This window comes from Streptomyces sp. NPDC055962, assembly GCF_042270185.1.
In the GTDB taxonomy this organism is placed as follows: Bacteria; Actinomycetota; Actinomycetes; order Streptomycetales; family Streptomycetaceae; genus Streptomyces.
Map to the genome: position 1 here is coordinate 120014 of NZ_JBHJYN010000005.1, position 13822 is coordinate 133835.

General features: G+C 71.3%; 10 protein-coding genes. 5 read left to right on the forward strand and 5 right to left on the reverse strand.

Going from position 1 to position 13822, the window contains the following annotated elements; all coding sequences use genetic code 11:
• Positions 1–110: 110 nt before the first annotated feature.
• The gene (locus ACFC51_RS16670) at positions 111–725 is read right to left on the reverse strand and encodes a hypothetical protein (RefSeq protein WP_376369731.1); all 615 of its coding nucleotides are present in this window, start codon (positions 723–725) and stop codon (positions 111–113) included.
• A gap of 221 nt (positions 726–946) precedes the next feature.
• Between ACFC51_RS16670 and ACFC51_RS16675 the strand changes: the two genes are divergently transcribed.
• Positions 947–3775 (forward strand): penicillin acylase family protein, encoded by a 2829-nt coding sequence (locus tag ACFC51_RS16675; protein WP_376529341.1) that lies wholly within the window; start codon positions 947–949, stop codon positions 3773–3775.
• Positions 3776–3938: 163 nt separating this feature from the next.
• On the opposite strand, the gene ACFC51_RS16680 is transcribed toward ACFC51_RS16675, so the two are convergent.
• Positions 3939–5198, reverse strand: coding sequence for an exo-beta-N-acetylmuramidase NamZ domain-containing protein (locus ACFC51_RS16680; RefSeq protein WP_376529343.1), 1260 nt, complete (start codon positions 5196–5198; stop codon positions 3939–3941).
• Between the two features lie 172 nt (positions 5199–5370).
• Between ACFC51_RS16680 and ACFC51_RS16685 the strand changes: the two genes are divergently transcribed.
• The 3 genes from ACFC51_RS16685 to ACFC51_RS16695 are packed head-to-tail and all read left to right on the forward strand — an operon-like array spanning position 5371 to position 8430.
• Positions 5371–6135: an SDR family oxidoreductase gene (locus ACFC51_RS16685; RefSeq protein ID WP_376369726.1), complete on the forward strand. Its 765-nt coding sequence runs from the start codon at positions 5371–5373 to the stop codon at positions 6133–6135.
• On the forward strand, positions 6132–7799 hold the full coding sequence (locus ACFC51_RS16690; RefSeq protein ID WP_376529346.1) for a class I adenylate-forming enzyme family protein: 1668 nt from the start codon (positions 6132–6134) through the stop codon (positions 7797–7799). The genes ACFC51_RS16685 and ACFC51_RS16690 overlap by 4 nt, the downstream gene beginning before the upstream one ends.
• Before the next feature lie 37 nt (positions 7800–7836).
• Positions 7837–8430 (forward strand): TetR/AcrR family transcriptional regulator, encoded by a 594-nt coding sequence (locus tag ACFC51_RS16695; RefSeq protein WP_376369724.1) that lies wholly within the window; start codon positions 7837–7839, stop codon positions 8428–8430.
• Positions 8431–9045: 615 nt separating this feature from the next.
• Here ACFC51_RS16695 and ACFC51_RS16700 read toward each other — a convergent pair.
• A complete protein-coding gene (locus tag ACFC51_RS16700) occupies positions 9046–9687 on the reverse strand; it encodes a DUF642 domain-containing protein (RefSeq protein WP_376529349.1) in 642 nt (213 codons plus the stop codon).
• A gap of 387 nt (positions 9688–10074) precedes the next feature.
• Here ACFC51_RS16700 and ACFC51_RS16705 point away from each other — a divergent pair, with 387 nt between their 5' ends.
• A complete protein-coding gene (locus ACFC51_RS16705; RefSeq protein WP_376369722.1) occupies positions 10075–11382 on the forward strand; it encodes a M28 family metallopeptidase in 1308 nt (435 codons plus the stop codon).
• Positions 11383–11471: 89 nt separating this feature from the next.
• Here the strand turns inward: ACFC51_RS16705 and ACFC51_RS16710 are convergent, their stop codons facing one another.
• Together ACFC51_RS16710 and ACFC51_RS16715 are read right to left on the reverse strand one after the other, a co-directional pair.
• On the reverse strand, positions 11472–12686 hold the full coding sequence (locus tag ACFC51_RS16710) for an acyl-CoA dehydrogenase family protein (protein WP_376369721.1): 1215 nt from the start codon (positions 12684–12686) through the stop codon (positions 11472–11474).
• Between the two features lie 7 nt (positions 12687–12693).
• Positions 12694–13716 carry a phosphotransferase family protein gene (locus ACFC51_RS16715; RefSeq protein WP_376369719.1) on the reverse strand — a complete coding sequence of 341 codons (1023 nt, stop codon included), beginning with the start codon at positions 13714–13716 and terminating at the stop codon, positions 12694–12696.
• Between the last annotated feature and the right edge of the window lie 106 nt (positions 13717–13822).

Below are 13822 nucleotides of genomic sequence, written 5' to 3' on the forward strand. Positions count from 1 at the left end.
CGTGCAGGGGGCGACGCACCGTCGGCAGGGCGCGGTGAACCGCTTCCGGGTGTGCGTGGGCGGGGCGCGGCGGCCCGCCTCCGGCCGGTCCCACCGCGGCCCCGCGTCTCTCAGGCCGCCGACGCGGCCAGACCCCTCGGCCGGATGCTCCTGGCCCTGGCCAGCGCCCCCGCCGTCAGGACGGGCCGGGGGACCACGATGCCGCACCCCGTGCAGACCGGGCCGGCCCAGGGCTCGCGGTCCAGGTCCTGCCGCCAGACGATCCCGGTCGCCGTGCAGACCGGGCACGCGGTGCCCGGCTTCGCGCCGAGGGCCGAGATCAGACGTCCCAGGACGTCACCGAGAGGGGCGCTGGGGTGGATCCCCGGATCCTCGCAGTGCGCGATGCCGTTGCCGCCCCAGGTCAGCCGGTGCCAGTCGTCGAACGTGCCGGGCCGGCGCAGCCCGTCGTGCTTCTCACGGCGGCGCCGCTCGGCGAAGCCTGTCTCGTACGCGAGCCAGACGGCCCGCGCCTCCTCCAGTTCGTCCAGTGCGCGGATCAGGCGCACCGGGTCGGGGGCCCGGTCCTCGGGCTCGATCCCGTGCCGGGCGCACAGATGATCCCAGGTCGCCCGGTGACCGTACGGGGCGAATCTCTCCAGGCATTTGCGCAGCGAATACCGCCGCAAAGCCAGATCGCCCCGCGGATCGCGGACCTGTCTCGCAAGACTCCGGAAACCGGCCATGGCACTGCCACCTCCGTCGCTCGTACTTCGGCGTCAAGGGATGGACGTACGACTGCCCGATTCGGCTCCCTTGAAAGGTGAAAAGCGTCCACGGATCGAGACGTTCCATGTGAGACCCTGCGGCGGCGTGTGGTGATTCGGAAAAAGTGACTGATGTTCACCTTACCGACGGGGCGTACCGCCAGTAACCTCCGGCGCATCGGCCACCCGGAGGAGCACGCATGCCCCCACGCACCCGCACGCTCGGAGCCGCCACCATCGCGGCTGTTCTTGCTCTCGGTACGTCCCTTCTCGCCTCGGCCCCCTCGGCCGGCGCGGCGGAACCCGAGCCCCTCGCCCTCACCGACCACTGCCGCAGTCAGTGCGCGGACATCCTGCCGCCCGGCGAGAACGGCAACGCCACGCTCGTCGAGATCCTCGGGAACAAGGCGTTCGGCACCCACCCCGCCCACAGCGACGACCAGCTCGACCGCTACAACGGCCTGGTCGCCGGCCATACGGGCCTCACCGACCAGAAGCTCACGGACTTCTTCAACGACGCCTCCTTCGGGGTCGCCGCCGACCAGATCGAGTCGGTGACGAAGCCGCGTGAGGACGTCACCATCACGCGGGACAAGAAGAGCGGCGTGCCCCACATCCAGGGGACCACCCGTTACGGAACCGAATTCGGCGCCGGGTTCGCCGCAGGCCAGGACCGGCTGTGGCTGATGGACCTCTTCCGCCACATCGGCCGTGGCCAGCTGACCTCCTTCGCCGGGGGAGCACTGGCCAATCAGGGCCTGGAGCAGCAGTTCTGGCCGCAGGCGCCCTACACCGAGGCGGACCTCCAGGCGCAGGTCGAACGGATCAGGACCACCGAGGGCGCCCGCGGTGAGCAGGCGATGGCCGACGCCCAGGCCTACGTCGACGGCATCAACGCCTACCGGGTGAAGTCCAAGAACGGCCGCTACTTCCCCGGCGAGTACGTGCTCACGGGGAAGATCGACTCCATCACGAACATCGGCGAGATCCAGCCGTTCGGGCTGACGGACCTGATCTCGATCGCCTCGGTCGTCGGCGGACAGTTCGGCGGGGGAGGCGGCGGGGAGGTCCAGGCGGCCCTCTCGCTGCTCGCCGCACAGCAGAAGTACGGCGTCGAGGAGGGCACCCGCGTCTGGGAGTCCTTCCGTCAGCGCAACGACCCCGAGGCCGTCCTCACCGTCCACGACGGGACCTCCTTCCCGTACGCGGCCAAGCCCGACAAGGCCCGCGGGACCGCGCTCCCCGACCCCGGCTCCGTCACACCCGAACCCCTGATTCACGACCGCACCGGGTCGGCCGGCAGCGGCGTCAAGGCCCCGGTGAAGGCACCGTCCGCGCTGAAGCCGTTGCAGGGCATGTTCGACGACGGGGTGGTCCCGGAGGGGTCGCTGCCCGGCTCCGGTGAGGGCGCCCAGAAGCGCGGGATGTCCAACGCACTCCTGGTGTCCGGCAAGCACACCGCGAGCGGCAACCCGATCGCCGTCATGGGCCCCCAGACCGGCTACTTCGCGCCCCAGCTGATGATGCTCCAGGAGCTCCAGGGCCCCGGCATCAGCGCCCGCGGGGTGTCCTTCGCCGGGGTCGGCATGTACATCCAGATGGGCCGGGGGCAGGACTACGCCTGGAGCGCCACGTCGGCGGCCCAGGACATCACGGACACCTACGCCGTCGAACTCTGCGAACCCGACGGATCAGCGCCCACCAAGGACTCCACCCACTACCGCAACGACGGTGCCTGCACGGCCATGGAGAAGATGGAGCGCACCAACTCCTGGAAGCCGACCGTCGCCGACTCCACGGCCAAGGGCTCCTACCGGATGCAGGTGTGGCGCACGGACTACGGCATCGTCACCCACCGCGCCACGGTGGACGGCAAGCCCGTCGCCTACACCTCGCTGCGCACCACCTACCGGCACGAGGCCGACTCGATCATCGGCTTCCAGATGCTCAACGACCCGGCGTACGTGACGGACGCGGCCTCCTTCCAGCAGGCCGCGAGCCACATCGACTACGCCTTCAACTGGTTCTACGCCGACTCGCGCACCGCGGCCTACTACAACAGCGGCATGAACCCGGTGCGGGCGGACGGCGTGGACGCCGCGCTGCCGGTGAAGGCCGAGAAGGCGTACGAATGGCGGGGGTACGACCCGGAGGCCAACACCACCGACTACACTCCGTTCGCCGCGCACCCGCACTCCAGCGGTCAGGACTACTACATCTCCTGGAACAACCGCCAGGCCAAGGACTACAACAGCGCGGGCTTCGGCTTCGGTGCCGTCCACCGGGGCGACCTGCTCGACGACCGGGTGTCCGCACTGGTCGAGGCGGGCGGAGTGACCCGTGCCTCCCTCACCCGTGCCATGGCCGAGGCGGCCCTCACCGATCTGCGCGGCGAACAGCTGCTGCCGGAGCTCCTGAAGGTGCTGCGCTCCCAGCCGGTCACCGACCCGGCGCTCAACACGGTGGTGCAGCAGCTCGACTCCTGGCGGGCCGCCGGGGCGCAGCGCAAGGAGACCAGCCCGGGATCGCACACGTACACGCACGCGGACGCGGTCCGGATCATGGACGCGTGGTGGCCGAAGCTGGTCGAGGCGGAGTTCCGTCCCGGACTGGGGGACTCCCTCTACACCGCGCTGACCGCGAGCCTGGCCACGGACGAGTCGCCTGCCGCGAGCCACGGACCGAGCGGGGCGCACAGCGGCTCCGCCTTCCAGTACGGCTGGTGGGGCTTCGCCGACAAGGACCTGCGCCAAGTGCTCGGACAGCCCGTCAAGGGGCCGCTGGGGAAGACCTACTGCGGCAACGGTGACCTGAGCGCCTGCCGTTCCGCGCTGCTCAGCACCCTGAAGGAGGCGGCGGCGGTGCCCGCGTCCACGGTCTACCCGGGTGACGACAGCTGCAAGGCCGGTGAGCAGTGGTGCACCGACGCGATCATCCACCGCCCGCTGGGCGGGATCTCGCAGAAGTCCATCCACTGGCAGAACAGGCCCACCTACCAGCAGGTCGTGGAGTTCCCCTCGCACCGCTGAGTCCGCGGGTGCATGCCCGCCGTGCGTGACACACGCACAGGAACCGTTCCCCGTACCGCCGTTCAGAGCGGTGCGGGGGACGTGACGTGAGACGCGGGCGGGGTGGCACGGGCCGAGCCCGGGCCACCCCGCCTCCGCGTGCGGCACCCCCGCACCCGGTCGCTCACCGGTACTGGAGGTACCTCCTGCGGACGGCCCGGAACGCCGCCAGATCCGCCGACCAGGCGCCGACGACCTCGTCCGTGTCCGCGCCCGCGTCGATCATCGTGCGGACCCGGGTGTTGCCCGAGAGACGGTCGATCGCGTTGTCCGCCCGCCACGCGAAGCCGCTCCAGGTCTGCTTGGCCGTGACCAGCAGGCCGATTCCGGTGCGTACGGGGTCGAAGACCTTCCGGTCCTGGACGTGCACCTGCACGCCGCCCACCGTCTTCCCCTGGAACTTGGAGAACGTCGGCGCGAAGTACGCCTCGCGGAAGGCCACTCCGGGCAGGTCCAGCGCGTTCGCCGCAGCCGCCCAGCGGTGGTCGATCCCCTCCGCGCCCAGCAGTTCGAACGGCCGCGTCGTCCCGCGTCCCTCGGAGAGGTTCGTCCCCTCGAAGAGACACGTCCCGGAGTAGACCACCGCCGTCTCCGGCGTCGGCATGTTGGGGCTCGGCGGCACCCACGGCAGGCCGGTCGCGTCGAAGAAGTCGTCGCGCCGCCAGCCGGACATCTTCACGATGTCCAGCTCCACCGGGCGGGAGGCCAGGAACTCCGCGTTGAAGAGCAGTGCGAGCTCCGCCACCGTCATGCCGTGCGCCTGCGAGATCTCGCGCCGGCCCACGAAGGACGCGAACGCCGGATCCAGCACGGGCCCCAGGGCCGCCCTGCCGGTCACCGGGTTGGGCCGGTCCAGGACGACGAACCGCTTGCCGGCGAGCGCGGCCGCCTCCATGCAGTCGTACAGGGTCCAGATGTACGTGTAGAAGCGGGCGCCCGCGTCCTGGATGTCGAAGACCACCGTGTCGACACCTGAGGCCGTGAAGATGTCGGCGAGGGGCTGTCCACTCTTCAGATACGTGTCGTAGACCGGCAGCCCGGTCGCCGGGTCGTCGTACCGCCCCTCGGAACCGCCTGCCTGCGCCGTCCCGCGGAAGCCGTGTTCCGGGCCGAAGACGGCGGTCAGGTCGACCCGGTCGTCGGGGTGCATGACGTCGACGATGTGCCGGACGTCCGAGGTGATCCCCGTGGGATTGGTCACGATGCCGACCTTCTGCCCGGCCAGCAGCCGGTAGCCGTCGGCGGCCAGCCGATCGAAGCCGGTGCGCACACCGGCCCCGTGTCCCCGGCCGGCGGCCGCGGCCGTCCCTGGCCCTGCGGCGGTCGCCGCGAGGGCCCCCATCGCGCCGCCGACGGCCAGCACACCACGCCTGGACAAGGTCATTCCGCTACCTCCATGATCGCGACGACTGTCATGGTCACGCACGCTAGCGCGGGTCCGGGCCAGGTGGAACGGCCACGACTGGGCAGATTCCCAGTCCTGCCCCGAACCCCTTCCCCGATCACATACCGACTGGTTAGTCTGCCTGGGACGACTGCTGAGAAAGGCGGGACCGATGAGTACGGTGCAGGGCGCTGGCGTAGTGGTGACCGGAGCCGGAGGCGGCATCGGAGCCGCCCTGGCCCGCAGATTCGCCGCGGAGGGCGCGCGGGTCGTCGTCAACGACCTCGACGCCGGCCGGGTCCGGTCCCTCGCCGATGAGATCGGCGGCATCGTCGTGGCGGGCGACGCCTCCACCGTCGTGGACGCCGCGCGCGACGCGCTCGACGGCACGATCGACGTCTACTGCGCCAACGCGGGCCTCGCGTCGGGCGGGGACGCCTTCGCGGAGGAGGACGTCTGGGCCAGGGCCTGGGACGTCAACGTGATGGCGCACGTCCGCGCGGCCAAGGCGCTGCTGCCGGACTGGCTGGAGCGCGGCAGCGGCCGTTTCGTGTCCACCGCCTCGGCCGCCGGGCTGCTGACGATGATCGGCGCGGCCCCGTACAGCGTGACCAAGCACGGCGCCGTCGCCTTCGCCGAGTGGCTCTCGCTGACGTACCGGCACCGCGGCGTCAAGGTCCACACGATCTGCCCCCAGGGCGTGCGTACGGACATGCTCACGGCGGCCGGCAGCGCGGGCGACCTGGTGCTCGCACCCACCGCGATCGAGCCGGAGGCCGTCGCCGACGCCCTCTTCGACGCCATGGACGAGGACCGCTTCCTCGTCCTGCCGCACCCCGAGGTGGCCGGCTACTACCGCGCCCGCGCCAAGGACCCCGACCACTGGATCGGCAACATGAACCACCTGCAGCAGAAGTGGGAGGCGGCCGGCGCATGACCGAGTCGATCTACGCGACGAAGCCCTGGACCTCGCTGCTCACCGAGGCCCAGCTCGCCCCCGTCCACCCGGCCGAGACGATGGTGCACGCCTTCCGGGCGGCCGTCGGGAGGGCCCCGGACCACACCGCGCTCGCCTACTTCGACGGACGCCTCAGCTACCGCGAGACCGACGAGCTGTCCGACTCCGTGGCGGGACACCTCGCGGCCGAGGGCCTGCGGCGCGGCGACCGCGTCGCGATCATGCTCCAGAACACCCCGCACTTCGTGCTCGCCCTCCTCGGTGCCTGGAAGGCCGGCGCGACCGTCGTCCCGCTCAACCCGATGTACAAGTCGGGCGAGGTCGGGCACGTGCTGAAGGATGCGGAGGTGACCGCGCTGATCTGCTCGGACCGCGCCTGGGGGTCCTACCTGCGGACCACCGCCGAGGCCGCCCCGAACGTGCGGATCGCCCTCACCGCGTGCGAACTCGACCTCCAGTCGGCCGACGACCCGCGCGTGCTCGGCTTCGAGCGGATCCCCGCACCCGGCGCCGACGATCTGGCCTCCGACCTCGTGGCCGTCGCCCGCAAGGGCCTCGCGGCCCCCGCGGACCGCGAGCTCACCGCCTCGGACACCGCCCTGATCAGCTACACCTCCGGGACGAGCGGCACCCCCAAGGGGGCCATGAACTCCCAGGGCAACATCATGGTCAACGCCGAGCGGCAGCGATCCGGCCACCCCATAGCCGAGGGCTCCGCCTACTTCGCCCTCGCCCCGCTCTTCCACATCACCGGCATGGTCTGCCAGCTCGCCGCGTGCGTGGCCAACGCGGGCACCCTGGTCCTCGCCTACCGCTTCGAGGCGAGCGTCGTCCTGGAGGCCTTCGCCGAGCACCGCCCCGCCTACACCGTGGGCCCCTCGACCGCCTTCATGGCGCTCGCCGCCCACCCGGGGGCGACCCGGGAGCACTTCGCCTCCTTCCAGGTCATCTCCTCCGGCGGCGCCCCGCTGCCGCCCGCCCTGGTCGAGAAGTTCCGCGAGGGGTTCGGCCCCTACATCCGCAACGGCTACGGCCTCACCGAGTGCACCGCGCCCTGCGCCTCCGTACCGCCGCAGCACGAGGCGCCCGTCGACCCCGTCTCGGGGACCCTGTCCGTCGGTGTCCCCGGGCCCGACACCGTGGTGCGGATCATCGACGAGAAGGGCGACGACGTCGCCTTCGGCGAACTGGGCGAGATCGCCGTCCGCGGACCCCAGGTCGTCTCCGGCTACTGGAACCTGCCGGAGGCCACCGCCGCCGGCTTCCCGGACGGGGAGCTGCGCACCGGCGACATCGGGTTCATGGACACGGCGGGCTGGCTCTACGTCGTGGACCGCAAGAAGGACATGATCAACGCCTCCGGCTTCAAGGTCTGGCCCCGGGAGGTCGAGGACGTCCTCTACACCCACCCGGCGGTCCGCGAGGCGGCCGTCGTGGGCGTCCCCGACGCCTACCGCGGCGAGACCGTTCGGGCCTACGTCAGCCTGCGCCCGGGCGCCGAGGTCACCGACGGCGAGCTGGGCGCGTACTGCAAGGAGCGGCTGGCCGCGTACAAGTACCCGCGCGAGGTCGAGATCCTGGCCGAACTCCCGAAGACGGCGAGTGGGAAGATCCTCAGGCGGGAACTGCGTTCCCCCCGGTAGAACAGTCACGCACGGTACGAGAGGGCAGGTGGCGGCAATGGCCAAGGCGACGGACGGGAACGGTGCACCCGTCCCCCAGAGGCTGCTGGCCGCCGCCACCCGGCTCTTCGCGGAGAACGGCTACGACCGCACATCCGTCCAGGAGATCGTCGAGGCGGCGGGTGTCACCAAGGGGGCGCTCTACCACTACTTCGGCTCCAAGGAGGACCTCCTCCAGGAGGTGTACGCCCGGGTGCTGCGGCTCCAGCAGGAGCGCCTCGACGCCTATGCGAACGCCGAGGCGCCGATCGAGCAGCGGCTGCGCGACGCGGCGGCGGACGTGGTCGTCACGACCATCGACAACCTGGACGACGCCTCGATCTTCTTCCGCTCGATGCACCACCTGAGCCCGGAGAAGAACAAGCAGGTCAGGGTGGAGAGACGCCGCTACCACGAGCGTTTCCGTGCACTGATCGAGGAGGGCCAGCGCGCCGGGGTGTTCTCCTCCGCGACCCCGGCCGACCTGGTCGTCGACTACCACTTCGGCTCGGTCCACCACCTGTCCACCTGGTACCGCCCGGACGGCCCGCTCACCCAGCGGGAGGTCGCGGACCACCTGGCGGACCTGCTCCTGAGGGCCCTGCGCCCCTGAAGGTCTCGGACGCGCCCCCGCCGTCCGCACAGCACGACCGGCCCGGGAGGGACCCCGCCGGGCGTCGTCCCGCTCCTGGACGGTCAGCTCCGGTCCGGCAGGCCCGGAGCGACGGGCAGCAGCGAGGCCGCCTCCTCCGCGAACGCCGCCGACCCCGTGAGGCCTGGCGCACGAGCACCTCGTCGGGCGTCAGGCCTGCGGCGGTCGCCCAGGCCTGCGCCTCCTGTGCTGCGGCTCCGACCGGAAACCGCTCCAGCGGTATCCCGTACTCCTCGGCCGTGCCGCGATTGAGCAGGGCCCCCACGCCCCGCCCCCGGGTGTGACCGCCTCGACGAAACCGGCATCGCTGTCCGGGCAGGACACCGTGATCGTCCGATCGTCGGGGAGCCCGTCGCGCGTACGAGATCCGCCAGGCTGCGTCCGCCGCACTCCGCGAACTCGGCCGCCTGCCGGCCCTGCGCCGGTGACCCGGCGTCCTCGACCTCGGTGAAGCCGGCCGGTTCCATGAGGCCGCGCAGGCCGGCCACGGACCGGGTCGTCGGTGCTCCGCGGGAATGTCCCATGGCCGGAACCTGGGGGACGGCACTGCACTGACAGCCCTCCGTGCGTCCGGCGTCAGGAGACGTGCGGGCAGAGCACCAGCAGGCAGCTGCGGACCTGTACGTCGTCGATGACCGGGCCGCCGGGCCCGGGACTGGTGCTTGCGAAGGTGAGGGTCACGGAGTTCCTCAGGAGGCTGGTGAAGACGGCGGTCTGCCGGGTGTACCCCATGGTCCGGAAACCGTGGCCCGTCACGTCGAACGTGAACGTCTTCACCGGCACGCCGTCGACTCTGAGCTCACCCGTCTTCAGGGCGGGGGCCCAGGCGGGGTTGCCTGCCAGTTCGAAGCTGACGATGTACGAGGTCAGGGGGTGCGTCGGTATCTCCTGCGAGACGCTGCCGGACGTACTGCCGTTGAGGTCCAGCGACTGGCTGCCCTCGGCGGCGTCCCACAGGCGGTCGGAGGTCAGGTCGACGCTGTGGCCGCCGACCGCCCAGGGCCCGAGGGCCGTCCCGCCGAGGTGGCTGGTGAAGGGGGACGGCGCCGGGACGACGGGCGCCTCGAACCCTCCGCCGGCGAGGTCCGGCACGGTGGTGTGCGTCTGCGTGTCGTGCGACTGCGTGTCGTGCGGGTGCGCCGACGCGGTCGTGGAGGCGGCGGCCAGCAGGAGAGCCGCGGCGGACAGGGACGCGGCGGACAGGCGGAGCGGGAACATGGAGGGCCTCTCGTTTCACGCTACGGGGATGTCGTGATCGGGTCTCCCGGCAGGGATCCCCTTCGGAGTGTGCGGCCCCCGGCCGACCCCGCCAAGAGGCCGCACCACGGCGCGCGAATCGCGCTGAGCAGGAAGAACTCCCCGGACGAGCGCCCCCGGCGCGCGGCCCGGTGCCCGGTGCTCCGGCACACGGGCTAGCCGGCTCCCCATGACGCGGTGTCCGGTCAGCGAACACCCTTGTCCGGATTCCACCCTTGACGGTGCTCGGTCATCTACCAGAGCATCGGGGGCGCACTTCCAGCCCCACCGCTCCAGGTCCAGGGCCGTGCACCGCCCTGGGACCCCCCGCACGTTCCGTCAGTCCCCGAACGGAATCCGGAGCCCCAGATGAGACCCGTACGACTCAGATCCCTGTCCGCCGCCGCACTGGCCGTCGCGGCCCTGCTGGCGACCGCCGCACCGGTCGTCCAGGCCGCGCCCACGAGGGCCGCCGCCGCCCCCGACATCCCGCTCGCCAACGTCAAGGCGCACCTCACCCAGCTCCAGTCGATCGCCACCGCCAACAGCGGCAACCGGGCCCACGGCCGGGCCGGTTACAAGGCCTCCGTCGACTACGTGAAGGCCAAGCTGGACGCCGCCGGGTACACCACCGCGCTCCAGCAGTTCACCTCCGGCGGAGCCACCGGGTACAACCTGATCGCCGACTGGCCGGGCGGAGACCCGAACCAGGTCCTCATGGCCGGGTCCCACCTGGACTCGGTGACCTCGGGTGCCGGGATCAACGACAACGGCTCCGGATCGGCCGCCGTGCTGGAGACCGCCCTCGCCGTCTCCCGGGCGCAGCTCGCCCCCGACAAGCACCTGCGCTTCGCCTGGTGGGGAGCCGAGGAACTGGGCCTCGTGGGCTCGAAGTACTACGTCAACAACCTGGCCTCCGCGGAGCGCGCCAAGCTCGCCGGCTACCTCAACTTCGACATGATCGGCTCGCCCAACCCCGGGTACTTCGTGTACGACGACGACCCGGTCATCGAGCAGACCTTCAAGGACTACTACGCCGGGCTCTCCATACCCACCGAGATCGAGACCGAGGGCGACGGCCGCTCCGACCACGCCCCGTTCAAGAGCGCGGGAGTCCCGGTCGGCGGACTGTTCTCCGGCGCCGACTACACCAAGACCAGCGCCCAGGCCCAGAAGTGGGGCGGGACGGCCGGCCAGGCCTTCGACCGGTGCTACCACTCCTCGTGCGACACGACGGCGAACATCAACGACACGGCGCTGGACCGCAACAGCGACGCGGTGGCCCACGCGGTGTGGACCCTGTCCGCGGGGACGGTCACCCCGCCGACCGGGACCGTCTTCAGCAACGCCGCCAACGTCAACGTCCCCGACAACGGCGCCGCGGTGACCTCGTCGGTCGCGGTGACCGGACGCACGGGCAACGCGCCGTCCGCGCTCAAGGTCGGAGTGGACATCAAGCACACCTACCGCGGTGACCTCGTCGTCGACCTGCTGGCGCCGGACGGCACGGCCTACCGGCTGAAGAACTCCAGCAGCAGCGACTCCGCCGACAACGTGATCGCGACGTACACGGTCAACGCGTCGAGCGAGACCGCCAACGGCACCTGGAAGCTCCAGGTCCGGGACGTCGCCGCGCAGGACACCGGCTACATCGACAGCTGGCAGCTCACCTTCTGACCTGCCGGAGTCACCCGCCGGGAAGACCCGCGTAAGGCACCCGCGGGGAGGCGCCGGAAGGCGCCTCCCCGCACCGGGGGCCACCGGGATCAGAGGTACTTCTTGATCTCGCGCCGGGCCAGCGACCGCTGGTGCACCTCGTCCGGCCCGTCCGCCAGCCGCAGCGTCCGCGCCGAGGCCCAGAGCTCGGCCAGCGGGTGGTCCTGGCTCACGCCGCCGGCACCGTACAGCTGCACCGCCTGGTCGAGGATGCCGACGACCGCCCGCGGGGTGGCGATCTTGATCGACTGGATCTCGGTGTGCGCGCCGCGGTTGCCCACCGTGTCCATCAGCCAGGCCGTCTTCAGCACCAGCAGCCGCAGCTGCTCCACCGTCACCCGGGCGTCGGCGATCCAGTTCTGGACGACCCCCTGCTGGGCCAGCGGCTTGCCGAAGGCCGTACGGGCCACGGCGCGCCTGCACATCAGCTCGATCGCCCGCTCCGCCATCCCGATCAGCCGCATGCAGTGGTGGATCCGGCCCGGACCCAGCCGCGCCTGCGCGATGGCGAAGCCGCCGCCCTCCTCACCGATCAGGTTCGCGGCGGGCACGCGTACGTCGGTGAAGACCACCTCGGCGTGGCCGCCGTGGGAGTGGTCCTCGTAGCCGTACACCTGCATCGCGCGGCGCACTTCGAGGCCGGGGGTGTCGCGGGGGACGAGGATCATGGACTGCTGGCGGCGGATGTCCTCGCTGTCCGGGTCCGTCTTGCCCATCACGATGAACACCGCGCAGTCCGGGTTCATCGCCCCTGAGATGTACCACTTGCGGCCGTTGATGACGTAGTCGTCACCGTCCCGGGCGATGCGCGTCTCGATGTTCGTCGCGTCCGACGAGGCCACCTCGGGCTCCGTCATCGCGAACGCCGAGCGGATCTCCCCGGCCAGCAGCGGCTCCAGCCACTGCTTCTTCTGCTCGTCCGAGCCGAACTGGAAGAGCACCTCCATGTTCCCGGTGTCCGGGGCCGCGCAGTTCAGCGCGGTCGGCGCCAGGTGCGGGCTGCGGCCGGTGATCTCGGCGAGCGGGGCGTACTGGAGGTTCGTCAGCCCGGCGCCGTACTCCGCGTCCGGCAGGAAGACGTTCCACAGCCCCTGCCCGCGCGCCTCGGCCTTCAGCTCCTCCACGATCCGCGGGGTGTCCCACGGGGACGCCAGCGCCGCGCGCTGCTCCTCGGCGACCTGCTCGGCCGGGTACACGTGCTCGTCCATGAACGTGAGCAGCTTCGTGCGCAGCTCTTCGGTGCGGGCGTCGAATGCGAAGTCCATAGGGGGATCAGCCTTCCTGGAGGGTGGTGAGGCCGTGCGCGATGAAGACGGGGACCAGGTCGCCGATGCGGTCGAAGCCGGCTCCGACAGTCTGGCCGAGGGTGTAGCGGTAGTGGATGCCCTCGAGGATCACGGCGAGCTTGAACCACGCGAAGGCCGTGTACCAGGAGATGGCGGAGGTGTCGCGGCCGGAGCGGGCCGCGTAGCGCTCGATCAGCTCGGCGGGGCTGGGGTGGCCGGGCGCGCCGCTCGTGGTGGACACCGGGGACGCGGGCAGGTCCAGGTCGGAGCTGTACATCACCAGCAGGCCGAGGTCGGTCAGCGGGTCGCCGAGCGTGGACATCTCCCAGTCCAGCACCGCCTTGATCCGGTCGTCCTGACCGATGAGCACGTTGTCCAGGCGGTAGTCGCCGTGGACGACGGTGGGCGCGGGGGAGACGGGGAGCTCCCGGCCGAGCGCCGCGTGCAGCTCGTCGATCCCGGCGAGCTCACGGTTGCGGGAGGCGTCGAGCTGCTTGCCCCAGCGCCGCAGCTGCCGGTCCAGGAAGCCGTCCGGCCGCCCGAAGTCGCCGAGACCGACGGCTGCCGGATCCACGGCGTGCAGGTCCACCAGGGTGTCGACGAGCCCCAGGACGACGGCCCTGGTGCGCTCGGCGCCGAGCGGGGCGAGCTGCTCGGCGGTGCGGTACGGGGTGCCCTCGACGTACTCCATGACGTAGAAGGGAGAGCCGATGACGGCCTCGTCCTCGCAGAGCAGCAGCGTCTCGGGGACCGGGACCGCCGTCGCGTGGAGGGCGCTGATCACCCGGTGCTCGCGCTTCATGTCGTGCGCGGTGGCGAGGACATGCCCCAGGGGAGGCCTGCGCACGACCCACTGCCCGGACCCGTCGGTGACGATGTAGGTGAGGTTCGACCGGCCGCCCTCGATCACCCGGGCGTCGAGCGGTCCGTTCACCAGCCCCGGCCGCTCGCGGTCGAGATGGCCGCGCAGCAGGTCGAGATCGAGACCTGGCGGGTGGACTGGGCTCATGGTGCGCACCTCCGGGGCGGTTGAACGGTCGGGACCATGATGCCGACCAGTCGGTATGTCGTCCAGTGTCCGCCCGGAATCCGAGAAGTGATCTCCGGCTCCTCCG